Origin of the sequence: Benzoatithermus flavus (genome assembly GCF_037908215.1) — a bacterium.
GTDB classification, from domain to species: domain Bacteria; phylum Pseudomonadota; class Alphaproteobacteria; order Geminicoccales; family Geminicoccaceae; genus Benzoatithermus; species Benzoatithermus flavus.
Genome location: NZ_JBBLZC010000020.1, coordinates 49,455 through 71,032 on the forward strand (window position 1 = coordinate 49,455; position 21,578 = coordinate 71,032).

A 21,578-nucleotide genomic window follows, 5' to 3' on the forward strand; every position below is an offset into this window, starting at 1 on the left:
TCGCCGTCGGCGACGGCCCACCGACGACGTCCAGGGGGGCGACAGGCGATGCGGAAGCGGACGCGATCGGAGAAGGCATCTGGCCAACGCCGACGAGGGATGAAGCCAGGGATCCCGTGGCCGTGGCGGGCTCGGTCCCCATGTCGCCGCCAAGCGGCGAGGACGTACCGCCGTCCGCTCCGACGGCCAGGGCATCGGCGCGGTCGGCTACCGTCGGCATCTTGCCCGCAGCGATCGGCGGCGTGGAAGGAAATACGGCCGGAGGCGGCGCAGGCAATGGCTGACCGATGCCGGAGAGCGCGGCCAGAAGACCGACGACGGGATTCCCGGCTCCGCTGCCGGCATCCCCGCCGGCAGCAAGCTCGGGATCGGCGCCGGCCTCTTCGGCGCTCTCCTCGCCCGCCGATCGGAGCACAGGTCTCTCGGCTCCGTCCTCGATGCCGAGGAAGCCGGAATCGGCCCCCGGTTCACCCGCACCGCCGCCCAGCAGCAGGCTGAAAGCCACCGACGCCGCATCGGAGGGTGCGGCGGACCTCGGCATGCCCGTGCTCGTCGTACCGGCCGACATCGTCGGGGAGATCGGCAGCATCGTCGGGAATCCTATGTGGATCCGGTTCCGTGTGAACGAGAGCTAGCAAGAATCCTCTTCATGGATCCATTGGAGATTGTGACGCAAGGATTCGTATTCGCTCAGCCGTAGCTACGGACCAGGCTGCCACCGAGCAGCCACCAGCCGTCGACCAGGACGAAGAAGATCAGCTTGAAGGGAAGGCTCACGACCACGGGCGGCAGCATCATCATGCCCATCGCCATGAGGACCGAGGACACGATCATCTCGATCACGAGGAACGGGACGAAGATCAGGAAGGCGATGGTGAAGGCCTTGCGGAGCTCGGAGGTCATGAAGGCCGGGATCAAGGTGGTCAGCGCCGGCCGGTCGGCCGCGGCGGCCTCCGCCGGTGCTGTCCCTTCCGTTCCTGCTGCCAGCGACGCTGCGTGGCGCCTGGCCGCGAGCTCCTCGAAGAGGGCGAGATCCTTCTCCCGGACGTTCGCCGCCATGAAGCTGCGGAACGGCTCGAGGGTGCTCGTGAACGCCGCCTCGGGCGAGCTCGAGCCTTCGAGGTAGGGCCCGATCCCTTCCTGCCAGGCCCGCTCGAAGGTCGGCTGCATGACGAAGAGGGTGAGGAACATGGCCAGCCCGACGATCACCATGTTGGGCGGCGACTGCTGCAGGCCCAAAGCGCTGCGCAGCACCGAGAGCACCACGACGAACTTCGTGAAGCTCGTCGCCATGACGAGAAGGCTCGGCACGAGCGCCAGGACCGTGATGAGCGTGACGAGCTGCAGGAGAGCGGGCGTCAGCCCGCCCTCGAGCTGGTCGCTCAAGGCCTCGAGCGGCCCGGCCGCGAGTGCGGGCGCGGCCAGGAACGTCACGGCCACGCCGCAGACGAGAGCGAGCGCGTGGCGGCGGCTCATGCCCGTCCGGATCCGTTGCCGGGCCCGGTGCGCCAGCGCCGCAGCATGTTGTGGATCGTGCGCACCGACACGCTCAGCATCTGCGCCGCATGGGTGCGGTTGCCACCGCAAGCCTTGAGCGTCTGCAGGACCAGGGCGCGCTCTACCTCGGCCATGTTCCGCCCGACAAGCGGGCGGACGAGTTCTTCCGTGGACGGGGCGTCGTTGTCGTCGAAGCGGTTCACGTTCGTTCTCGCACGGCTCGCATCATGTCTTTCCGGCGACTCAGATCGCCTCGCCGGACTGCTTCACGATCTCGATCAGGGTGACGCCGAGCTGGCCGTCGTTGAGGACCAGCTCGCCTCGCGCCACCGGCCGGCCGTTGACGAGCACCTCGACGGGCTCGCCCACCTTGCGCTCGAGCATGATGACGGAACCCCGCCCCATCTTGAGCAGCTCGCCCACGGTCATGGTGACGCGGCCGAGTTGGACCGCGACGGTAACTTGGACGTTCTCGACCGCGACGAGCGGCAGGTCGAAGGGCGGCGGCCCGACCCTGGTGTCGAAGGACGGCATCGCGATGGTCTCGCTCATGACGACGTTTCCGGGTTGGCTGGCTTGCGACGGCGGGGCGTGCGGCGCAGCGGCTCGGCCGGCCCGGGTGCTGCGGCCGCCTCCGGGGAGGGAAGCTCGGCCTCACCGGCGAGTATCCGGCAGGCGTCGAGAATGGATCGGGCGAGGCTCGCCGGCGACAGGGCAATGCCGCCCTGCTCCCAGCTCACCTGCAGGGTGCCAGCGGCGAGTGTCGGGTCCGGCCTGATCTCCACGCGCGCCGTGCTGCCGATGGCCGGGGCCAGCCGGGTCAGGGCCATGCGCGTGCGCTCGCACGCATCGGGAGCCACGCTGAGAACGATGCTCGAGGCTCTGGGCGCCGAGCGCAGCGCCTCCTCGACGAACCGCTCGAGGCGGAGGGACCCCAGCTGCGCCTCCAGGCCCGGCAGGAGCTTCGCCACCGCCTGGGCCACGAAGCTGCCGGCCTCGGCGACGACACGCGCCACCTGCTCCTCCATCGCGGCCTGGAGCGGCAGGACGGCATCCGCGAAGGCCCGTGCCAGACGCAGCGCCTCGCCCGCGAGATCCTGCTCGGCAGCGGCTCTGCCTTCGGCCACGCCCTTCGCGAAGCCCTCCTCGTGCCCCTGCCGGCGGGCATCGGCGAGCTTCCGTTCGAGCTCGGCGCGCGCCCGCTCCAGAGCGGCCTGACGGCGCGCCGCGCGCTCCTCCGCCCCGGCCTTCTCGGTCGGCTTCGCCGCCGACTGGGGCGGCAGCCGATCGAAGTCACGCGTGAACGGGAACGGCTGCGGCATGGTCAGCGCGCCTTGGCCTTGTCGTGGAGCCAGATCTTGAGGAAGGCCACGGCCTCATCGAGGTTGGTGTCGATGATCTGCTGCACCTGCTGGATGGTGGCGCGGCGCACCCCGCCCTGGACGTTGCCGCCGAGGTCGACCACGCCCTCGCCCGCCTCGCTGCTGACGGCGAGCAACGGCTGGTCTTCGGGCTGCGGCAGCTGCTTTGCGGCCTCGGCCGCCTCGAGCGCCCTGGCCTCGGCCGCCTCGAGCGCCGCCTTGGCCTCCGCCTCGGCCGCGAGCGCTCTGGCCTCGGCCTCGGCGCGCCGCCGGCGCGCCCGCAGTAGGGCGAGCAGGAGGGTACCCAAGAGCAGGAGGACGGTCACCACCCCCAAGACCGTGAGCACGAGATGCGCGCGCAGGACGTCGAGCAGCGTCGGCGGCGGGGCCGGCGGCGCCTCGCTCACGATGTTGGGCTCGAGCGCCGAGAACGGCATGCTCGCGATCTCGAACGTGTCACCGCGCTCGGCGGAGAAGCCGGCCGTGGCGCGGGCGAGGCGCTCGAGCAGGGCCAGCTCCTCGGTCGTGCGCGGCCGGCAGCTGGTCCGCCCCTGCGCGTCGACCTCGCATACGCCGTCGACCGCGATCGAGATCGAGAGCCGCTTGATCCTGCCGCTGCCCGCCACGAACTCGCGCGTGGTCTTGCCGATCTCGTAGTTGATGGTCTGCTTGCTGCGATCCTGCTCGGTCTGCCTGGCGCCGCCCGATGGCGGCTTGCCGGCGTTCTCGGGCAGATCCTTCTCGACCGAGACGTTCTGCTTGGTATCGGTGCTGCGCTCGCGCTCGGTCTCGGTCTGCTGCGAGCGGGGCACCTGCCCCATCGGGTCGTAGCTCTCCTGAACGCTCCGCTCGCTCGAAAGATCGAGCTCGGCCGAGACCTTGGCCCGCACCCGGCCAGCGCCCACGATCGGCGTGAGCTGCTCCTCGAGCGCCCGCGCGATCCGGTCCTCGAGCGCGATGCGGCGCTGGTCGTTGCGATCGAGATCGGCACCCTCGCCACTGTCGGCGCTGGCCAGGAGATTGCCGTAATTGTCGACGATCGAGACGTTCTCGATCCTGAGCCGCGGCACCGCCGAAGCGACGAGGTGGCGGATCGCCGCCACCTGCTGCCGTCCGACGAGGTCGGGCGAGATCACGGTGAGCAGCACCGAGGCCGAGGGCGGCGTCCAGTCGCGCGAGAACGGCTCGCGCTTGGCCATGACGATGTGGACCTTGGCCGCGCGCACACCGCTCAAGGAGGCGATCGTGCGCGCGAGCTCGCCCTCGAGGGCGCGCAGATAGGTCACCTCGTCGCGGAACTGCGTCGAGCCCAGGGTCTGCGCCTTGTCCAGGAGCTCGTAGCCGGTGGAGCCCTGGCTCGGCAATCCCTGCCCCGCCACCAGCATGCGCGCGCGACCGAGATCCTGCTCCGGCACCATGATCGAGCCGCCGTCGGACGAGAGCCGGTAGGGAATGCCGGCCCCGTCCAGGATCTGGGTCATGGCCGCGACGTCGCCGGGCGCCACGCCACCGAACAGCACCCGGTTGCTCGTCTCCGGCTGCGCCAGCATCAGCCAGGCGAAGAGCCCCATCAACGCCACGCCCACGGCGCCGAGCGCTGCCAGCCTGGGACGGGTCAGCTTCTCAAAATTCATGGTGGTATGCGACCGTGTGGGGCTCGTATGGATATCAGGGATTCAATGTCGCCGGATCAATGAATTCCGGTTGACGAATCCTTTGTACGAAGTTTTTTCCTTCACGCCAAGAGTGGTCTATAGACGGGTATCCGAACCCGAGCCTGACGGAAAACCATGGCGGAATCCCCTTCGAAGTCGGCGCAGACCGGCGCTGCGCCAGCGCCGCGAAGCAGGCGGCGGCTGTTCCTGGCCGGCTTCGCGGTGGCGCTCCTGGGCGCTCTGGGCGCCAGTGGCTGGGTCGCTTGGACGCAGTGGTTGCAGCCGGAGCCGGTCGGACAGGACGACAAGGAGCCGCAGGCCCACGAGGCAGAGGGCATCCGTCCTCTACCCTCGGTCGAAGCCCGCTATCTGCCGGTGCCGGAGATCGTGGCCGTCCTCGCCGACCCGCCGCACGTGGCCCGTGTCGGGCTCACGCTCGAGGCCCTGCCCGGCAAGGAGCCGCTGCCGACCGAGGCCGATCTGCAGCGGCTCGGCGAGGAGGTCCGCCGTTGGCTCGCCTCGCAGAACATGGCCGATCTCGGCAGTGCCGCCAGCATGTGGACGATGCGGGCACGGGTGCTCGCCATCGCGCGCGATCTGTTCCCCGCGGCCAGGATCCGGGACGTCCTCGTCAGCGGCTTCATCCTGCAGTGACCCGCAAGCATCCCGACGGCACACCATGGACCCGAGCATGACCCCCGATTCCGCAGACGGCGAGGCAGCCGCGCCCTCCCCTGCTGCCGCCAGCTCGCCGGTCGATCTCGACCGCGAGCTGACCGACGAGGAGATCGCGGCGCTCGCCTTCGGCAGCGTCGACCCGAGCGCCGGCTCCGAACTGTCCGACGAGGAAATCGCCGCCCTTCTGAACGGTGGGCCCGCCGCCGAGGAACCGACTGCCAAGACCACCGTCGAGGCAGTCATGGCCGGCAGCATCGTGAGCCAGGTCAGCCCGCAGAAGCTCGCCCTCATCAGCGATCGCCTGCGCAGCCGGCTCACGATCAGCCTGAGAAAGCTCGTCGCCGACAACGTCGACATCACCGACCGGGTCGAGATCCTGCGCTACGGCGACTACATCAATCGCGTGCCGCTGCCGGTGATCATCGGCGTCGCCGAGGCCCGCGAGTGGAACGGCTCGCTCATGGTGCTGGTCGACGCAGCGCTCGTCCACAACCTGGTCGAGCTGCTCATGGGCGGGCGCAGGCACGACGGTGGCGCCAAGCTCGACCAGCGACAGTTCACCGCGATCGAGCACAAGATGATCGAGCGCACGATCCAGATCGTGCTCGACGACCTGGGTGCGGTATTCAGCGCCTTGAGCGACGTCACCTTCACGGTGAAAGCTACCGAGGTGAACCCGCGCTTCGTGGGGCTCGCCCGGGAATCCGACGTCGTCGTCCAGATGCGGCACAAGATCCAGATCGACCGCCGCTCCGGGATCATCGACATCGTGCTGCCGCGCGCGACGCTCGAGCCCGTGCGCGAGCAGCTCAGCCACCAGCGCCACGGTGAGCGCGGCACGGCCGACGCCAAATGGGAGGAGCGCTTGCGCTCGCAGCTCGTCACGACACCGGTCGAGGTCGTCGCCCTCCTGCCGACGCGGCCGCGAACCTTGGGCGAGGTCCTGGCGTGGCGCGTGGGCAGCCACCTCGCCCTCGATGCGACGCCGGAGACGCTGATCGATGTCGTCTACGGCGGCATGGCGGCGTGGAAAGGGCTGACGGGGCAGAAGGCGGGCCGGGTCGCGGTCTGCCTCGAGCAGAAGATCCTGCGTGACGGCTGAAGGGCCAAGGGAACCGAGAGATGCTGCTTGCGACCATCATGAACATGATCCTGATCGGCTTCCTCACGGCCTGGCTCGTGTGGTGGCGGCGAGCCTCGCGCCATATCGAGCGGTTCAAGGAGGCTCGTGCCGAGATGGGCGCCCTGATCGGGCAGCTCCAGGAGCAGATCGGCGTAGCGCAGGCCGAGATCGCGCGCATCTCGCAGGCGACCCGCGCCGCCCTTCCCGAGATGCAGCAGTCGGTCGCACGCTCGGAAGCCCTCCTGCACGAGCTCGAGCTCGTGATCGCGAGCGGCGAGCGGGTGGCCGATCGGATCGAGGCCGCGGCCCGGCTCGCTCACGTGGTCTCGCGCCCGCTGCTCGACGAGCAGCCGGCACCGGCACGGGTCGCGGCGCGCAAGGAGCGGGTCGAGCCGGCTCCGGAGCCGAAGCCGGTTCCGGAGCCGGCCGCGGCGAACCGTCCTATCCCGCGCAAGAAGATGTTCCGCGGGCGCCCGACCGTGCCGCCCACGGCCGCAAACGCCCACGAGGACCGCCCGGAGCTGACCTGAAGCGCCGGCACCAGGAGCCAGAGACCCATGCCCATCTCCTTCCGCCCGTCCTTTCAGACCTCGATCTCGGTGTGCGCGCTCGTCGCCGTCGGCGCCCACGGCTGGCAGCTCGCTCACACCGACTGGAAGGCGCTGATCACCAATCTCCGCAACGCGGTCATGCCGCCCGTGACCGCCCTCGGCGCGGTGCCACCCCGCAAGCCCGCGGAGCCTCCCGTCACGCCGCCGCCTGCGACCGCATCGGCGGCGGCGCTGCCAGCCGCTCTGCCGGCGGCCCTGCCGGCAGCCTCCGGCACGGCTCCGGCTGCGGCGACGGTTCGAGACCAAGTGGAGAGCGAAATGGCCCGTCTGCTCGAGGAGCTGAGGCAGCGCCCCCGGCCGGCGCCGGCGCCCGCCGCACCGCCCAAGGGTGTCGATCTCGCCCGTTCGGCCGTGGCGAAACGGCTCGACGAGACCGTCGCCAAGCTCGAGGCGCTGGGCGCTCAGCTCAAGAGCTACGCCAATGCGTCGGCCGCCGAGATCGCCAAGCCCAAGCTGCTGCTCGAGAACATGAAGCCGACCGAGGCCGCGGCGATTCTCACGAGCATGGACGAGACGGTGGCGGCCCGGATCGCGGCTGCCATGGAGGAGCGCAAGGCCGCCGCCGTCCTCGCGGCGATGCCTTCGGACCGGGCCGCGCGCATCACCCTCACCATCCGCTCGCTCGTGCCCAACCCGATGAGCCAGCCCGTATCCCAGCGCTAGCAGGTCGCCCATGGCACGCATCAACGCGATCACCACCCGCCTCAACGGCGTCACCGGACCCGAGAAGGTGGCGATCGTCATGCTCGCGGTGGGCAAAACCCACGCAGCCAAGCTGCTCGAGCGGTTCGACGAGGACGAGCAGAAAGAGATCGTCCGGGCGATGATGACCATGGGCCTGGTCTCGGGCGACATGGTCGAGCGCCTGCTCGCGACCTTCGTGAGCCGGATCCAGAGCTCGGACGTGTTCGGCTCGGTGGCGCAGGCCGAGCAGATCCTGCTCTCGGTCCTGCCGCCCGAGCGGGTGCGGACGCTCATGGAGGAGCTCAAAGGTGCGGCCGGGTGCAGCATCTGGGAAAAGCTCCAGAGCGTTCCAGATGCGCAGGTCGCGGCCTTCCTCGCCGCCGAGAGCCCGCAGACCGCGGCCTTCGTGCTGACCCGGCTGCCCCCCGCACAGGCGGCGCGCGTGCTGCAACAGTTGCCACGGCCCTTGGCCGAGGACATCGTCAAGCGCATCCTCAACCTGACGCCGGTGGCGAAGCCGGTCGTCGACGACGTCGAGCGCGTGCTGCGCACCGAGTTCCTGATCAATATCGGCCAGAACCGGATGGCGGACAATCACGGTCTCCTCGCCGAGATCTTCAACCATCTCGACCACGAGCTCGAGAGCGCCATGTTCGCCTCGCTCGACAAGGACATGCCGGAGAGCTCCGAGCGCGTCCGCTCGCTCATGTTCACCTTCGCCGACCTCAAGAACATCGACGATGCCGGCATCCAGATCCTGATGCAGGAGCTGCCGCCGGGACTGCTGCCTCTGGCACTCAAGGGCGCCGCACCCGAGATGATGGATCTTTTCCTGCGCAACATGGCCGAACGCGCCGCGCGCATGCTGCGCGAGGAGATCAACGGCATGCCCAAGGTCCGCCTGCGCGACGTGGAGGATGCGCGCCGCCAGATCGTCAACATCTGCAAGGAGCTGATCGCAAGAGGCGAGATCACGGCATCCGGCGAGGACGACGGCGGCTGGGTCGGGTGAGCGGCTGAGCGAGCCGGAGCCGGCCCATGATCCGTCTCCCGCCCGGCATTCCGGGGCCGGACCGCAGCCATCGGTTGCTCGGCCCCAGGCTCGCCGCAGTCCCGACCGCTCCGGTGACGCACGAGCCGGCCGACCTGCTCCCGCAGCCTCCCGAGCAGGTCCCCTCGCGCGACTCCGTGATCCTAGAGCTCAGCACAAGCGCCCTCAAGGAGAGGATGGCGCTGCTCCTCGAGCGCTTCGTGCCGAAAGGCTGGACCGTGCTCGGCATCGGTCGCGAGCAGGGCTTCCTGGCGCAAGCGCTCGCCGAGAGATCCCCGGCCGTGGGACCGGTCGATTTCCTGGCGTTCGGCGATACGGCGGATCCGGCCGGGGCGCTCGGGCCGATGGTCATGATCGAGCCCGTCGACGCGGTCGTCCTCGACGACGACGTCATGGGGCTGCCCGGCCCCGAGAGGTCCCGACTCATCGGGCAGGGACTCGGCGCCCTGCGGCCCGGCGGGCGTCTTCTGCTCGTCGTGAGCGATGCCGGCACGGGGCTCTGGGCCGAGGGCCTGACGTCATACGATGCCGAGATGCCGGACCAAAAGGAGGCGGAGTCCCCGGCGCCGTTCGGCCGCACGGGCCTGACGATCCTGCATCGGGACGGCTGCGATCTCGGCGCCAGATCCTGCGTCGAGCTCGTGCTCGAGCTGCCCTGGCCGGCCTGGATCGCGGCGCTGCCCGTACCGGTACGGGAGCGATACGGGCGGAAGCTCTGGCGCCTGCGGCGCCGCATCGACCGGCTGCGGACCGCGTGGCCAAGGCTGCGCTGGCGGCTGATCGAGCTCCTGAAGGAGGAGGACGAGGACGGCTGAGCCGGCGGCCCGATCAGTCCTTCCGGACGCGCGCGTGCTGGCGCTCGGCCAGCCAGTCGAGGAAGGTGGCCTCGCGCCGCGCCAGCGCCGCCCGCCCGGCCGCCTCGATCCGAGCGAGCATCTCGTCCAGGCGGCGCACCTCGAGCCAGGCCTCGTGCGCCGCCCGCACCCGCCGGTCGAGCTCCTCGCGAGCGGCGGCGAGGTCGGCCGCGAGCCGATGGCGCCGACTGCGCTGCTCCTCCAGATAGTCCGGCAGGAGCAGCATGCTGCGTGGATCACCTTCGGCGCGCCCGCGCTCGTCGGCCGATTCCTGCTCGATCCGGGCCATCGCCGCCTCGAGGACATCCACGGCCTCGGTCTGCTCGCGGACCGCCTGCCGCTTCCGATCGAGCGCGTGGCTCGCCACCCGCCGCAGCATCTCGACATCGCGCCGCCGCATCGGACTCTCCTCACCTAGAGCGCCACGATCCGGTCGGCCACGCGCTCCATGAGCCCGGCGACGAGCTGGTACATGAAGGTGGAGGTGAGCGCCAAGGTCACGAACACGGCCACGATCTTGGGAACATAGGTGAGTGTGCTCTCCTGAACCTGCGTCACCGCCTGGGCCAGCGCCACGACGAGGCCGGCCACGACCGAAGCCGCCATGGCGGGAGCGATCGCGAGCAGCGTCGTCCAGAGCGCATCCTGGAACACGGCGAGGACGTCGGCCTCGCTCATCACACCGGCATCCGCATGATTTCCTGGTAGGCCTGCACCATCTTGTCGCGGATCGCGACCGTCGCCTGGATGGTGAGCTCGGCCTGGGTCATGGCCGCCACGACCTGGTGCGTGTCCATGGTGCCGGCGACACCCTGCATGGCGGCAGCCTCGCCCGCCTGCACTGTCCGGATGGCGCGGCGGGTGGCCTCGGCGAGGGCATCCGCGAAGGAGCGGACGTTCTGGGGCGTGGCGGTCTTGTCCGTGCCCGCGAGCGCGGACGAGCCGCCGAGGCGGGCGACGTTGGCATAGAGGCCGGCAGGCGAGAAGCTCATGGGCGTTGCGTGATGACGGGTCAGCGCAGGAGGTCGAGGGCGTGCTGCAGCATGTCGCGGCTGGTCTCGAGGGTCTTGAGGTTGGCCTCGTAGGACCGCGAGGCCTCGCGCATGTCGACCATCTCGACGAGCGCGTTCACGTTGGGCTTCAGGACATAGCCCCGAGCATCGGCCGCCGGATTGCCGGGCTCGTAGACCTCGCGAAAGGGCGAGGGATCCTCGGCGATCTGCTCGACCGCGACCCTCTCCGCACCGCTCTCCTCGTCGAGCACACTCTGGAAGGTCACGGTCTTGCGCCGGTAGGGCGCTTCGCCGGGCGCAGCACCGGTCGTGTCGGCATTGGCCATGTTCTCGGCGATCACCCGGAGCCGGGTGCTCTGCGCCTGCAGGCCGCTGGCCGAGGTGCCGAGCGCGCGGAACAGATCGTTGCTCACGTCCGCCGTCCTCAGATCTTGGTACTCGTGGCCGTGCGCACGAGCTCGGCCGCTTTCCGGTAATAGGCGAGCGCCGAGTCGTGCTGGAGCTTGGTCTCGGTCATGGCGAGCATCTGTTGCTCGAGCGCGATGTCGCCACCGCGCGGGAGCTCGTCCCAGCTCTCCTGGGCCGGGCCCGCGGCAAAGCCGCTCTCGTCGCCGGCCGCCATGTGGCCGGGCCGGGTGCACCAGAGCAGCGCGGGATCCTGACGGACAGCTCCGTCGTGCTGCGTGCGCGCGCGCTCGAGCTCGCGGGCGAAATCGAAGCTGCCGATATCGTATGCCCGGGCACCCGGCATGTCGGCATTGGCGACGTTGCGGGCGATCACCTGCTGCCGCGCCACGGCATGGCGCATGCGCTGCAGCGCCACCGTGAAGAAATCGACGTCGAGGAAGGACATCCTGCGTGCCAGCTCGTTCGTGCCGAGCGGATTTCTTCCGTTCTCGCCCACAGGTCTACAGAATCCATGGTGCTGCACAAGGAATGCATAGTGTCGCATGGATTGTCATGCGGCCGGCGGCTGCCTGGACCAACAGGCTCTGCTCCGGCTAGACGGCTTGCGAGAACTCGAACGCTGGGCTCGGATCGAATCCGATCAGCAGAACCGCTCGGATCTCCGGATGCACGTCAAGATCAGCCTCGCCCGTTACCAGCCGGATCACTCGGCGCGTCTGCGGCGTGCCTTGCTCGGGGCCGTGGCGCTCTGGGTCGCGGGCCTGCCAGGCGGCGTCACGGCCGAGCCCCCGCGCGTGATCCCGGTCGAGACACAGCGGATCAAGAGCGCCATTGCCGGTAAGGACGCGTTCTCGATCGAGGTCATGGTCGACGGCGAATCTTACCGCCTCCTGCTCGACGAGGCAGCCGGCGTGACGACCCTCGCGGGTGGAGACGAGCCGGAGGTCGGCAAGCGCAGCCACATGGTCCGCCCGCTGCGCACGGTGACGAGCGCCGGCAAGCTTCTGCTCGACGTCGAGGTCGATGGGACGACCGTGCGCGTGCCGCTCGGAATCGAGGCAGCCGACAACGGCAGGAAGACCCCCCCGGCTCCGGCGAGACCCAGGCGCGACCCAGTCGTCTGGGGCATTCAGGAGGGACTCGCCAAGCTGGGCTTCGATCCCGGTCCGGCCGACGGCCTGCCCGGCAGGCAGACCCGGATCGCGATGCAGCGGTTCGAAAAGCGGTCCGGCATAGCGCTCGCCGATCCGCCCACCGCTGCCGATCTCGCGATCGTGCGATGGTTTCTGGCGAAGTCGGCAGCCGAAGAGCCCCCGGTCCCCGCGACACGGCCGGAGCCGCCTGCGTCCTCGAAGACCCCGGCCCCGGCAGCAGAGGCGCGAGAGGCAAGGGCACCGGAACCTTCGCCTCCGCCCGTTGCGGAAGCAGCGGTGCCGGCATCGGCGGCTGTACCGGCGACGGCAGCCCCGGCGCCGCCTGCGTCCTCTGCCGGACCGGAGCCGACGCTCGATCTCGACGATTATGCCCGCGAGCCCTACACGCTGGAGTCGCGGAAGACGGTCGAGGCGATAGCCGAGCAGCCGGATGCGGCCCCGGCGGCGCTCGAGCGGATGGTCGGGGTGCTGCTCGTCCACGGCCGTCTCGACGAGGCGCGAGCGCTCGCCGACGACATCCTGCGCCGGTACGGACCCAGGTCGCGGCTCGGACTCCTGCGCGAAGCCGTGACCGCGCTGACGACCGGCGCGCTCGCTCCCGATGCCGCGCTGACACGGGTAGGAAACGGCTTGTGGTCCACGATCGCGGCCCTCTATCGGGGCGATCTCGACCGGGCGGCGAGCCTGGGCGAACGCGCCGCCGAGCTCGGCGCGCTCCCGGACGCGCTGCGCCGGAAGGTCGCGTTCGATGCCCTGGCACGGTTCGTGGAGGCGCGGCGCTTCGCCCCGGCGCACGACGCGATGCGCATGATCGAATCCTGGACAGCCGAGCCCGATGCCATGGACGAGCTCGCCTACTGGCAGGGTCGCGAGCTCGAGCTCAAGGGCGAGCCCGCGGCCGCGGCGACGCTCTATGGCCGACTGACCGGACGGCCCGATGCGATCGGGATCAGGGCGCGCTATCGCCTGGCCGGGATCCGGCTGGCCGATGCCGATCCCGCGACGGCGGCGAGGATCGCCGACGAGCTGCAATATCTCGCCGCCAACTGGGTCGAGCCGCAACTCGATCCCGAACACGAGCGGCTGATCGCCAAGGCTCTGCGCAAGAGCGGCCGGGTGCTGGACGCGATCGAGCAGCTGCGGCGCTGGGGAGCGGCTCCCGAAGCGTCGCAGGCGGCGGTCCGTGCGGAGACGGTAGCGCTCCTCGCCGGACTCGCCGACGGCTCGGTACCGGTGACGGAGCCTTTGCGCTGCGCCGTTCTCTCCATGGCCGATCGCCTGGCACCGGACGATCCGGCCGGCCGGACGCAGATCGTGGCCGCCGCACGGCGGCTCGCGGATGCCGGCCTCGAGGAGCGGGCGGACGCGATGCTGGAGGCGATCGAGGAACGTGGCGACACGGCCGAGCAGATCGAGGTCCGCCTGCAACGGGCAGCGCTCGCGATCGAGGGAGGCGACCCGCAGCGGGCCTTGCGGGTCTTACGCACCATGACGGCCATGGTGGCGCCTTCCTCTCCGGAGCGTGCGCGCTGGGCGATGCTCTCGGCACGGGCGCTGATCGACGCCGGCGAGCCGGCGGCGGCGAAGCACCTGATCGAAGGCGAGAGGATGGCCGCAGGCGATGGCGCCGCGAAGGCCGCCCTGTTCGAGGCGGCGCTCGCCACCGGCGACTGGGCCTGGATCGCCGAGCAGATGCGAAAGGCGCTGCCAGCCGATCCGGCCAAGGCCGCGCGCGACGATCCGGGTCTGCGCGACAATCTTCTGGGGCTGGCTGCGGCGTTGAACAACGCGGGACGTGTGGCCGAGGCGGTGGCGCTGGGCCGAACCTGGGGGCCGGTGCTGGCGGAAACGCCCGAGGCAGCTCTGTTCGAGGCACTCACGCGCCCCGAGCCGCAGACCGTGGAGGAGCTGCAGAAGACGGCCACGGTGCTGCTCGCGGCCGTGCGCGGCGGCTCCTGAGAGCCGCCGCCACGCAGGCTCGCCCGCTCTCAGGTGAGCGGGCCCAGCACCTGCTCCAGGGTCTTCTTGAAGTTCTCCTGGCTGTAGGGCTTGGCGATGTAGTGGCTGACACCGGCGCTCTTCGCCGCCAGGACGTGCTCGGCGGTGCGCTCGGTCGTTGCCATCACGAACGGCATCCGGGCCAGGACCGGGTTCTGCCGGATCTTCTTCAGGAACTCGAGGCCGGTCATTCCCTCCATGTTCCAGTCCGAGATGATGAGGTCGAAGGGAGCCTCCTTCAGCCGCTCGAGCGCGGCTTCCGCGCTCTCGACGAAGTCGATCTCCTCGACGCCCAGACCCCGCAGGCACATGCGCGCGAGCTCCCGCATGCTTTTCTGGTCGTCCACGACCAGGATTCGTAGATTCTTGGCGATGGGCACGATCTCATTCTCCTCTCGCTTCAGGCGCCGAGCGCCCGCATGATTTCTCTTCCCAAGGCATCGAGCGGCAGCTCGTGCTCGACCGCGCCGATGTCCATGGCTGCCTTGGGCATGCCGTAGACGATGCAGCTCTCGCTCGCCTCGCCGAAGGTCAGAGCCCCGGCCCGGCGCATCGCGAGCAGGCCTTCCGCCCCGTCCCGACCCATGCCGGTCAGGATCGTCCCGATCGCGGCACGACCGAAGCTCGCCGCGACCGAGTGGAACAGCGCATCCACCGAGGGCTTGTGGCCCGAGACGGGCGGATCGTCGGAGAGCAGGGTCACGGGCGCACCGCTTCGGTTCTCGACCCTGAGCTGCAGCCCACCCGGCGCCACGCGGACCTGGCCGGGGCTCAAGGCCTCGCGATCCTGCGCCTCGTCGACGGCGTGGCCCGTGACGGTCGCAAGGCGCTGCGCGAACCGATAGGTATACATGGCGGGCATGTGCAGCGTGATCACCACGGGCGGCAGCGGAGCGCGCAGCGAGGAGAGCAGGGCCGTCACCGCGTCGACACCACCGGTGGAGGCGCCGATCGCGATCAGGCGATAGCGGCTCGGGCGCGCGACGGGTGTGGGGATCGGCGCGGGCTCGGCGGCTCGCGCGGACCTGCCTACGGCGAGCCCGACCAACATCGCCCCGAGCTCGCGGCGAAAGTCGTCGAGCGTGCGCCGCACGCCGTCCGGCTTCTCGATGAAACTGAAAGCCTCGTCGGGCAGGCCGCCGCGCGCCCGCGCGATCTCGGCGAAGCCCTGCGAAGAGATGAGGACCACCGGCGTGCGGTGACGCTGGCGGAGCCGGGAAAGGAAGGTGAACCCGTCCATACCGGGCAGGTTCACGTCGAGCACGATCACGTCGGGGCGTGAGGCCTCGATGCTGCGCTCGGCCTCCTCCGCGCTCGTGGCCACGCCCGAGACCTCGAACCCGTTCATCGCCTCGATCACCGAGGTCAGCACGCGACGCATCAGCCTGGAATCGTCGACGATCAGCACGCGCGGCATGATAGATATCCGAAAAGGGCCTCATCCGAAGATGTCGATGTCGCCGGCGGGCGGCTGCCGGCTGATGCTGTCGCGGTAGCGGCTCTCGCTGAGCGCCAGCGGCTGCGTGTCCTTGGTCCCGAGTCGCTCGACCCAGACCCTTCCCGTGGCGGGATGCATCCAGATCCGCCGCGCCTCGGTGCCGCCGACGTCCTCGGAAAGGAGCGGAAACTCCTCCTTGGCGAGATAGAGGCGGACGAACTCGACGTTGCGCTGGCCGACATTGACGATGGGCGAGACGGCGTGGGCCACCATCCGCGCCCCGCCGAAGATCTTGGCCACGATGCTGCGGCGCCGGCCGCCATGCGTGAGGATGGCGTTCAGGAGCACCTCCATCGCATGATTGCCATAGAGAAGGTTCTCCTTGCCTTCGGGCAGGAGGAAGTGGTTGAGCCCGCCGACACGGGCCTCGGGATCGTAGAGGCAGGCGGCGACGCACGAGCCCAGGAGCGTCGAGAGCACCACGTCCGGCTCGGTCGAGACTCCGTACTCGCCGGGCGGCACGTGCCTGGTGTGGTAATGGAGCCAGGGAGGCGTGCGGTGTTGGCTCATGGCCGCCGCCGGTAGATGGTCCGTCCCACCGATTCCAGGAGCGGGTGCCGCGTGGTCAGGAACTCGGTGTGGCCGAGATAGAGATAGCCGCCCGGCCGGAGCAGCTCGGCGAACCGGTCGACGATCCGCGCCTTGGTAGCCGCATCGAAATAGATGAACACGTTCCTGCAGAAGATCGCTTCGTAGCCTGTTCGCATCGGCCAGGGGTCGATCAGGTTGAGGTGACGGAAGGCGACGAGCTCCGTGAGCTCGGCCGGGATCTCGAACGTGGCGTCGCTGCGACCGATCGCCGGTGCGAGCAGCTTCCGCCACTCGCCGGGCACCTCGTCGAGGGCAGCCACGGCGTAGCGGGCCCGGCGCGCGGTCGCCAGCACCTCGGTGTCGACGTCGGTCGCGAGGATGCGCAAGCCCGGCAGCGGGCCGGCTCCTAGTGCACGCCGCACGGCGGCGGCCATCGAATAGGGCTCCTCGCCGGTGGAGCAGGCAGCCGACCAGAGGCGCACCCAGCCTCTGGGATCGCGCGCGGCGGAGGCGACCTTGGGCATCACTTCCGACCAGAGATGCTCGAGGTGGTGCCGCTCGCGGAAGAACGCGGTGTGGTTGGTCGTGAGCGCGTTGATGAAGTGCGGGATCTCCGCCTCGGCTTCGGGCCCGCGCAAGAGCCGGCAATAGGCCGCGAGGTCGGGAAGCCCCAAGGCCCGCGCACGCCGTGCGAGGCGGCCGCTCACCATGACGGCCTTCTCCTCGCGCACGACGAGCCCGGCGCGCGCATGGGCCAGGGCCGCGACATGGGCGAAGTCCTCGCGGCTGAGGGACGCTTCGGCAAGCTCGCTCGACATGGTCGATGCCGGTCGGCTCAGAACTCGCTCCAGCTTTCGGCAGCGGCCATGGCCACCGGTGCTGGCGGAACGCGCGGGGGGACCGGCGGCACGTCACCGGGGCTCGGCCCGCGCCGACGGGCGGCCGCCGCCGGCAGGGAAGCCGGGCGCTGCCGCCTTTCGGGCCGCAGCGAGGGATCGATCCGGAACACCGCCACGCGGTCGAGGAGGTCGCGGACCCGACCCGCGAGCGCGCGTGCACCGCGTGCGGACTGCTCGGCCAGCGCCGCGTTCTTCTGGGTCATCCCGTCGAGATGGACGGTGGCGGCACTCATCTCCTTGATGCTGTGTGCCTGCTGCGCGTTGGCCGAGGCGATCTCGTGCACGGTGCTCTCGACGCGCTGGGCCGTGGTCACGATCGTCTCCAGCATCTTGCCGGCGCGCTTGACGAGCTCGACGCATTCGCCGAGCTGCTGGGTGCTGTTGGCGATGAGCTTGTTGATGTCGCGCGCGGCGTCGTTCGAACGGTCGGCCAGCATCCGCACCTCCTGCGCCACGACGGCGAAGCCCCTGCCCTCCTCGCCGGCCCGCTTGGCCTGGACCGCGGCGTTGATGGCGAGGCTCCGCGTCTGCTTCGCGATCTGCTGGATGATGGTCGTGATATCGCTCATCCGTGCCGAGGCCTGCTCGGTCCGGATCATGGCGGCCACCGCCTCGGCCGTGATCTCCCGGCCCTTCTCGGCGAGCTCGCGCGCCTCCCGGGCGAGGCCGCTCGCCTGCCGCGAGTGCTCGGAATTCTGCGTCACCGAGGCCGTGAGCTCCTCGGTCGTCGCCGCGGCTTCTTCCAGGCTCGAGGCCTGCTGATCGGTCCGGGCGGCGAGCTCGTCGGCGCCGACGCTGAACTCGCTCACGGTGGCGTTCACGTCGCTCGCCATCGTCTCGAGCTCGACGACGAGCGAGGTCAGGTTCTCGACCATGCGGTTGAAGTCGTCCTGCAGCCGAGCGAAGTCGCCCTGCCGCTCGCCTGCGAGGCGTTTCGTGAGGTCGGCGTCGGCCAGGGCCTCGCTCACGGCCATGAGGTCGCGCAGCTCGCTCTCGACGCCGCTCACGAGCAGGTTGACCCGCTCGGCCAGTTCCTGCAGATCGCGATCCTCGTAGCGGCAATCGATCCGGGCGCTGAAATCGCCCTTGAGCGCCGCATCGACCACCATGCCGAGCCGCGCCTGCAGATCGCCGACGCGGGCAGCGCGGGCAGCGGCCGTGGCCGCGGCCTCTCTCGCCTCGGCCTCGAGCCGCATCCGCTCCATGAGACTCTCACCGAAGCTCGCGACCGCGCGGGCGATGACGCCGATCTCGTCGCGGCGGTCGGCCTCCGGCACCGCGACGGCGAGCTCGCCGGCCCGCAGCCGGTCGAGGACACCGGTGATCTCGGCGATCGGCCGGAAGAGAAAGCGCCGCGTCCACCAGCCGGCGACGATCGCCGCGAGCAGGGTCAGCGCAGCGCACGCCGCAAGGCTCACGACGATTCGGGACAGCTCGGCGCGAAGCGCCGCATCCAGCCGGTCCTTCTCCGTCTCGCCGATGCGCACCAGCTCGCGCAGCTCCTCGTCGGCCCGGGCCAGCAGCGCTGCGGGCTCGCCCGTGACTTCGAGCGCACGGGCCGTATCGACGGTCGCGAACCCGGTCATGAGCTCGAGCTGGCGCTGCGCATAGCCGTTCCGCCACTGCTCGACGAGCCGCAGCATGCGCTCGAACCGCGCCAGATCCTCGGGCCTGTCGGCCAGGAGCTGGCGCAGGCGCACGACACGCGGCTCCATCTCGGCGGCGCTGGCCGCGAACGCGGCCGTGTGGCGCTCCTCGCCCGTGACCAGGAACGACAGGAGAGCGATGCTCTGCCGGTCCATCAGCGCGTTCAGCTCGGTGAGCACGGCGTGGCGCTCGTCGAGCACTCTCGCGACCTCCTGATCGGCCCGGATCTGGCCGATCTCCCGAAAGGCCACCGCACCGCTCAGCCCGGCGACCAGCGCCAGCACTCCGAACAGGGCCGTCGTGCGCGGCGCCAGCGGGAACATGTCCATCCTGAGGAGGCGCTCAAAGGCCGGCCGCATGACGCCGCTCCAGCTCGGTGAGATTGACGTCGAAGGAAGCGCCCCCGAGGGGCTCGCCACCGTCGGGATCGGGGATCGCGAGATCGACCTGGACCAGCCAGACCGCGTGCTCCGGGTCCCATTCCGGCTGGTCGACGAAGACGGCGCCCGGCCCCACCGGCACCGTCTTCGCCCACTTGTCCTCGTCGCCCTGCCAGTAGTCGGAAGAGACGGCGCTGAGGCCGGCATTGAGGCCGCGCCGGTCGAAGACGATGATCTTGCCGATGAGTCCCAAGGATGCCGCCTCGACGCTGCGCAGGTAGCTCGAGAGCGGCGAGGCCATGATCCGGGCGACGAGCGGCTGGCGCTGCTGGCTCCGCTCCTTCGTCCATTGCCGGTCGAGGGCCACGATCTCGGCCTCGCCGATGTCGGCGCGCCGGGCCCGCAGCGTCACCGTCACCGTCTCGCTCTTCAGGATCGTGCGTAGGCTCTCGATCAGCCGCGCGTCGATCAAGGAGAGAGGAGGCGCCGGCGGCGCCGCGGCGTTCGCGACGGAGGCGAGCAGGAGGGCCGCCGCCGTGGCGGCGAGACCTGCGCCCAGGTTCACGGGCCTCATGGCGAGGGCTTTCTGCGATGGCTCTTGCTGCATGGCGTGACGGCCTCAGTGCCCGACCCAGCCCTGCTGGCTCACGTAGCTGCCGGCATGACCGTTCGCGTGCCCGTTGGCGTAGCCGCCTCGATCGCCGGTCCGCGCGGCACGGGGAAAGGTGCTCGGATGATCGGGCTCGAGCGGGATCGGCGGCGCGGCCGCAGGGTGGGGCGCCGCGGTGGTGCCCAGCCTGAAGAAATCGATCTGGCGCTGCAGATCGGCGATCCGCTCGGCGAGCGCTCTGGAGGAGGCGGCGGACTCCTCGGCGAGGCCCGCGTTGGACTGGGTGATCCCGTCCATGTGCGCGATCGCCTGGCTCATCTCCTTGATGCCGTGCGCCTGCTCCTTGGCGGCGGTCGAGATCTCGGCGATGCGTGCGTCCACCTGCTGCGACTTGTGGAAGATCTGCTCGAGCACCTCGCCGGCACTCTTGAAGAGCGACACGCCTTCCTTGATCTCGCGGTTGTTGTTCTCGACCAGGCTCTTGATGTCCTTGGCGGCATCGCGCGAGCGGTCGGCGAGCGTGCCCACCTCCTGCGCCACCACCGCGAAGCCCCGGCCCTTCTCGCCGGCGTGCTCGGCCTCGACCTCGGCGTTGAACGCGAGCAGCTTGGTCTCGCTCGCGATCTCCTGGATGATGACGGTGATGTCGCCGGTCCTGACCGAGGCCTGCTCGATCTTCTGCATGGCCGCGATCGCCTCGGCCACGACCGCCCGGCCGCGCTCAGCGAGCTCGCGCGCCTCCTGGGCCAGCCGGCTCGCCTCGGCCGAACGCTGGGCGCCGTGCTCGACCGAGCCGGCGAGCTCGCGCGTGTTGCGCGCGGTCTGCTCGAGGCTCGAGGCCTGCTGCTCGTTGCGCCGTGCCAGATCGTCGGCACCGGCGTTGATCTCGCTGGCCGCGGTCTTGATCTCGGTCGCGGCCGTCTGGATCGCGGCCACGGTGGCGGCCAGCCGGTCCAGAGTCTCGTTCAGGCTGCGCTTGAACGCGCCGAAGATGCCGCGATGTTCGCCCGTGATCCGCCGGCTGAGATCGCCTTGCGCCAGCCGCTCGAGCGTGGCCGCGAACTCCGCCACGGCGTTCTCGACCATGGCCGAGAGCTGATTCAGCCCTTGCGCCACGCTCGCCATGCCACCGCTCTTACCCTCGAGCGGAACGCGACCGGAAAAGTCGCCTTCGGCGGCACGGCCGACCACGGCTGCGACCTCCTCCTCGGCCCGCACCCACTCGGTGATGTCCATCCATTCGGTCACGGTGGCGATGCGCCGGCCACGGGCGTCGCGGACCGGCGTGTAGACGAAGTTGAGCGTCCGCTCGCCGAGCTGCAGCACGGTGCTATGGCGGTCCTCGAGCTTCGCGAGGATCGCGTGCTGATGAGACGGGTTCTTGTGGAACTGGTCGATATGGCAGCCGACGATCCTGCTCGCGACGAAATCCGGAACGGTCTGCTGGAGCTCGGGCGTGAGCCGCTCGAGCAGCCGGATCATCGACGCATTGGCGTAGATGATGGTGCCTCCGGCATCGGCAACCATGACGCTCGCCTCGGAACTATCGAGCGCCGTCCGGATCTGGAGCGCCTCCACGCTTTTGCGATGGATGACGGAGAGCGAGCGGGCGAGCTCGCCGAGCTCGTCGCGACGGCCGGCACCCGGAATAGCCGGGTCCTCGCCGGCGGCGAGCCGCTCCGCCGCCGGCACCAGCGCCGCGAGTGGCCGGCCCAGGACCCGGCCGAGGACGAGGGCCGCGCCGGCGAGCACGACCGCAGCCCCGCCCGCGAGCGGGGCGAGGCCGACAGCACCTGACTGGGTGGTGAGGCTTTCGTGGGTGAGGAAGCCCGTGATGCCGGCAGCCGTGGCCATGCTCCCTGCGAGAGCGAGAGCGAGCTTCGAGGAGAGGCTGAGGCGAAACTCGGCGAAGCGCTTCATCTTCTT

24 protein-coding genes are annotated in these 21,578 nt (G+C 70.2%); 7 read left to right on the forward strand and 17 right to left on the reverse strand.

The annotated features are described in order from the left end of the window. Positions 1-690: 690 nt before the first annotated feature. The 5 genes from fliP to fliF are packed head-to-tail and all read right to left on the reverse strand — an operon-like array spanning position 691 to position 4,492. Positions 691-1,476 (reverse strand): flagellar type III secretion system pore protein FliP, encoded by a 786-nt coding sequence (gene fliP, locus U1T56_RS17705; RefSeq protein ID WP_418160819.1) that lies wholly within the window; start codon positions 1,474-1,476, stop codon positions 691-693. Further along, complete coding sequence (locus tag U1T56_RS17710) at positions 1,473-1,700, reverse strand: helix-turn-helix domain-containing protein (protein WP_418160820.1); 228 nt, start codon at positions 1,698-1,700, stop codon at positions 1,473-1,475. The genes fliP and U1T56_RS17710 overlap by 4 nt, the downstream gene beginning before the upstream one ends. Before the next feature lie 40 nt (positions 1,701-1,740). Then, complete coding sequence (gene fliN / locus U1T56_RS17715; protein WP_418160821.1) at positions 1,741-2,049, reverse strand: flagellar motor switch protein FliN; 309 nt, start codon at positions 2,047-2,049, stop codon at positions 1,741-1,743. Beyond that, entirely contained in the window at positions 2,046-2,819 is a 774-nt protein-coding gene (locus tag U1T56_RS17720) for a FliH/SctL family protein (protein WP_418160822.1), read from the reverse strand. Before U1T56_RS17720 ends, fliN begins: the two co-directional genes overlap by 4 nt. Positions 2,820-2,821: 2 nt before the next feature. Next, positions 2,822-4,492 (reverse strand): flagellar basal-body MS-ring/collar protein FliF, encoded by a 1,671-nt coding sequence (gene fliF, locus U1T56_RS17725; protein WP_418160823.1) that lies wholly within the window; start codon positions 4,490-4,492, stop codon positions 2,822-2,824. Positions 4,493-4,648: 156 nt separating this feature from the next. Here fliF and U1T56_RS17730 point away from each other — a divergent pair, with 156 nt between their 5' ends. From U1T56_RS17730 to U1T56_RS17755, 6 genes are read left to right on the forward strand one after another with little or no spacing between them, the layout of a single operon-like run. After that, the gene (locus tag U1T56_RS17730) at positions 4,649-5,167 is read left to right on the forward strand and encodes a flagellar basal body-associated FliL family protein (RefSeq protein ID WP_418160824.1); all 519 of its coding nucleotides are present in this window, start codon (positions 4,649-4,651) and stop codon (positions 5,165-5,167) included. Positions 5,168-5,204: 37 nt separating this feature from the next. Then, positions 5,205-6,293 carry a FliM/FliN family flagellar motor switch protein gene (locus U1T56_RS17735; protein WP_418160825.1) on the forward strand — a complete coding sequence of 363 codons (1,089 nt, stop codon included), beginning with the start codon at positions 5,205-5,207 and terminating at the stop codon, positions 6,291-6,293. A 20-nt stretch (positions 6,294-6,313) separates the two neighbouring features. Continuing rightward, positions 6,314-6,844 carry a DUF6468 domain-containing protein gene (locus U1T56_RS17740; protein WP_418160826.1) on the forward strand — a complete coding sequence of 177 codons (531 nt, stop codon included), beginning with the start codon at positions 6,314-6,316 and terminating at the stop codon, positions 6,842-6,844. A gap of 27 nt (positions 6,845-6,871) precedes the next feature. Then, positions 6,872-7,588 carry a MotE family protein gene (locus U1T56_RS17745; RefSeq protein ID WP_418160827.1) on the forward strand — a complete coding sequence of 239 codons (717 nt, stop codon included), beginning with the start codon at positions 6,872-6,874 and terminating at the stop codon, positions 7,586-7,588. Between the two features lie 10 nt (positions 7,589-7,598). After that, the gene (locus U1T56_RS17750; RefSeq protein WP_418160828.1) at positions 7,599-8,621 is read left to right on the forward strand and encodes a flagellar motor switch protein FliG; all 1,023 of its coding nucleotides are present in this window, start codon (positions 7,599-7,601) and stop codon (positions 8,619-8,621) included. Positions 8,622-8,647: 26 nt separating this feature from the next. Further along, a complete protein-coding gene (locus tag U1T56_RS17755) occupies positions 8,648-9,475 on the forward strand; it encodes a hypothetical protein (RefSeq protein WP_418160829.1) in 828 nt (275 codons plus the stop codon). Positions 9,476-9,488: 13 nt separating this feature from the next. Here the strand turns inward: U1T56_RS17755 and U1T56_RS17760 are convergent, their stop codons facing one another. From U1T56_RS17760 to U1T56_RS17780, 5 genes are read right to left on the reverse strand one after another with little or no spacing between them, the layout of a single operon-like run. Beyond that, positions 9,489-9,914 (reverse strand): hypothetical protein, encoded by a 426-nt coding sequence (locus U1T56_RS17760; protein ID WP_418160830.1) that lies wholly within the window; start codon positions 9,912-9,914, stop codon positions 9,489-9,491. Positions 9,915-9,928: 14 nt separating this feature from the next. After that, positions 9,929-10,192, reverse strand: a complete 264-nt coding sequence (locus tag U1T56_RS17765) for a flagellar biosynthetic protein FliQ (protein ID WP_418160831.1) — start codon at positions 10,190-10,192, stop codon at positions 9,929-9,931. Continuing rightward, positions 10,192-10,506 carry a flagellar hook-basal body complex protein FliE gene (gene fliE / locus U1T56_RS17770; RefSeq protein ID WP_418160832.1) on the reverse strand — a complete coding sequence of 105 codons (315 nt, stop codon included), beginning with the start codon at positions 10,504-10,506 and terminating at the stop codon, positions 10,192-10,194. The genes U1T56_RS17765 and fliE overlap by 1 nt, the downstream gene beginning before the upstream one ends. Before the next feature lie 20 nt (positions 10,507-10,526). After that, positions 10,527-10,940 carry a flagellar basal body rod protein FlgC gene (gene flgC / locus U1T56_RS17775; RefSeq protein WP_418160833.1) on the reverse strand — a complete coding sequence of 138 codons (414 nt, stop codon included), beginning with the start codon at positions 10,938-10,940 and terminating at the stop codon, positions 10,527-10,529. A gap of 11 nt (positions 10,941-10,951) precedes the next feature. Next, positions 10,952-11,380 carry a hypothetical protein gene (locus U1T56_RS17780; protein ID WP_418160834.1) on the reverse strand — a complete coding sequence of 143 codons (429 nt, stop codon included), beginning with the start codon at positions 11,378-11,380 and terminating at the stop codon, positions 10,952-10,954. 220 nt (positions 11,381-11,600) lie between these two features. Here U1T56_RS17780 and U1T56_RS17785 point away from each other — a divergent pair, with 220 nt between their 5' ends. Next, positions 11,601-14,048, forward strand: a complete 2,448-nt coding sequence (locus U1T56_RS17785) for a hypothetical protein (protein WP_418160835.1) — start codon at positions 11,601-11,603, stop codon at positions 14,046-14,048. A gap of 29 nt (positions 14,049-14,077) precedes the next feature. Here U1T56_RS17785 and U1T56_RS17790 read toward each other — a convergent pair whose 3' ends face one another. The 7 genes from U1T56_RS17790 to U1T56_RS17820 are packed head-to-tail and all read right to left on the reverse strand — an operon-like array spanning position 14,078 to position 21,572. After that, positions 14,078-14,467 carry a response regulator gene (locus tag U1T56_RS17790; RefSeq protein ID WP_418160836.1) on the reverse strand — a complete coding sequence of 130 codons (390 nt, stop codon included), beginning with the start codon at positions 14,465-14,467 and terminating at the stop codon, positions 14,078-14,080. Positions 14,468-14,487: 20 nt separating this feature from the next. Continuing rightward, positions 14,488-15,504 carry a chemotaxis-specific protein-glutamate methyltransferase CheB gene (gene cheB / locus U1T56_RS17795; RefSeq protein ID WP_418160837.1) on the reverse strand — a complete coding sequence of 339 codons (1,017 nt, stop codon included), beginning with the start codon at positions 15,502-15,504 and terminating at the stop codon, positions 14,488-14,490. A gap of 21 nt (positions 15,505-15,525) precedes the next feature. Further along, positions 15,526-16,095, reverse strand: coding sequence for a chemotaxis protein CheD (locus tag U1T56_RS17800; RefSeq protein ID WP_418160838.1), 570 nt, complete (start codon positions 16,093-16,095; stop codon positions 15,526-15,528). Then, positions 16,092-16,934, reverse strand: a complete 843-nt coding sequence (locus U1T56_RS17805; RefSeq protein ID WP_418160839.1) for a CheR family methyltransferase — start codon at positions 16,932-16,934, stop codon at positions 16,092-16,094. The genes U1T56_RS17800 and U1T56_RS17805 overlap by 4 nt, the downstream gene beginning before the upstream one ends. Positions 16,935-16,951: 17 nt before the next feature. Continuing rightward, complete coding sequence (locus U1T56_RS17810; RefSeq protein ID WP_418160840.1) at positions 16,952-19,021, reverse strand: methyl-accepting chemotaxis protein; 2,070 nt, start codon at positions 19,019-19,021, stop codon at positions 16,952-16,954. Continuing rightward, a complete protein-coding gene (locus U1T56_RS17815) occupies positions 19,005-19,616 on the reverse strand; it encodes a hypothetical protein (RefSeq protein ID WP_418160841.1) in 612 nt (203 codons plus the stop codon). Before U1T56_RS17815 ends, U1T56_RS17810 begins: the two co-directional genes overlap by 17 nt. Before the next feature lie 45 nt (positions 19,617-19,661). After that, on the reverse strand, positions 19,662-21,572 hold the full coding sequence (locus U1T56_RS17820) for a methyl-accepting chemotaxis protein (protein WP_418160842.1): 1,911 nt from the start codon (positions 21,570-21,572) through the stop codon (positions 19,662-19,664). Between the last annotated feature and the right edge of the window lie 6 nt (positions 21,573-21,578).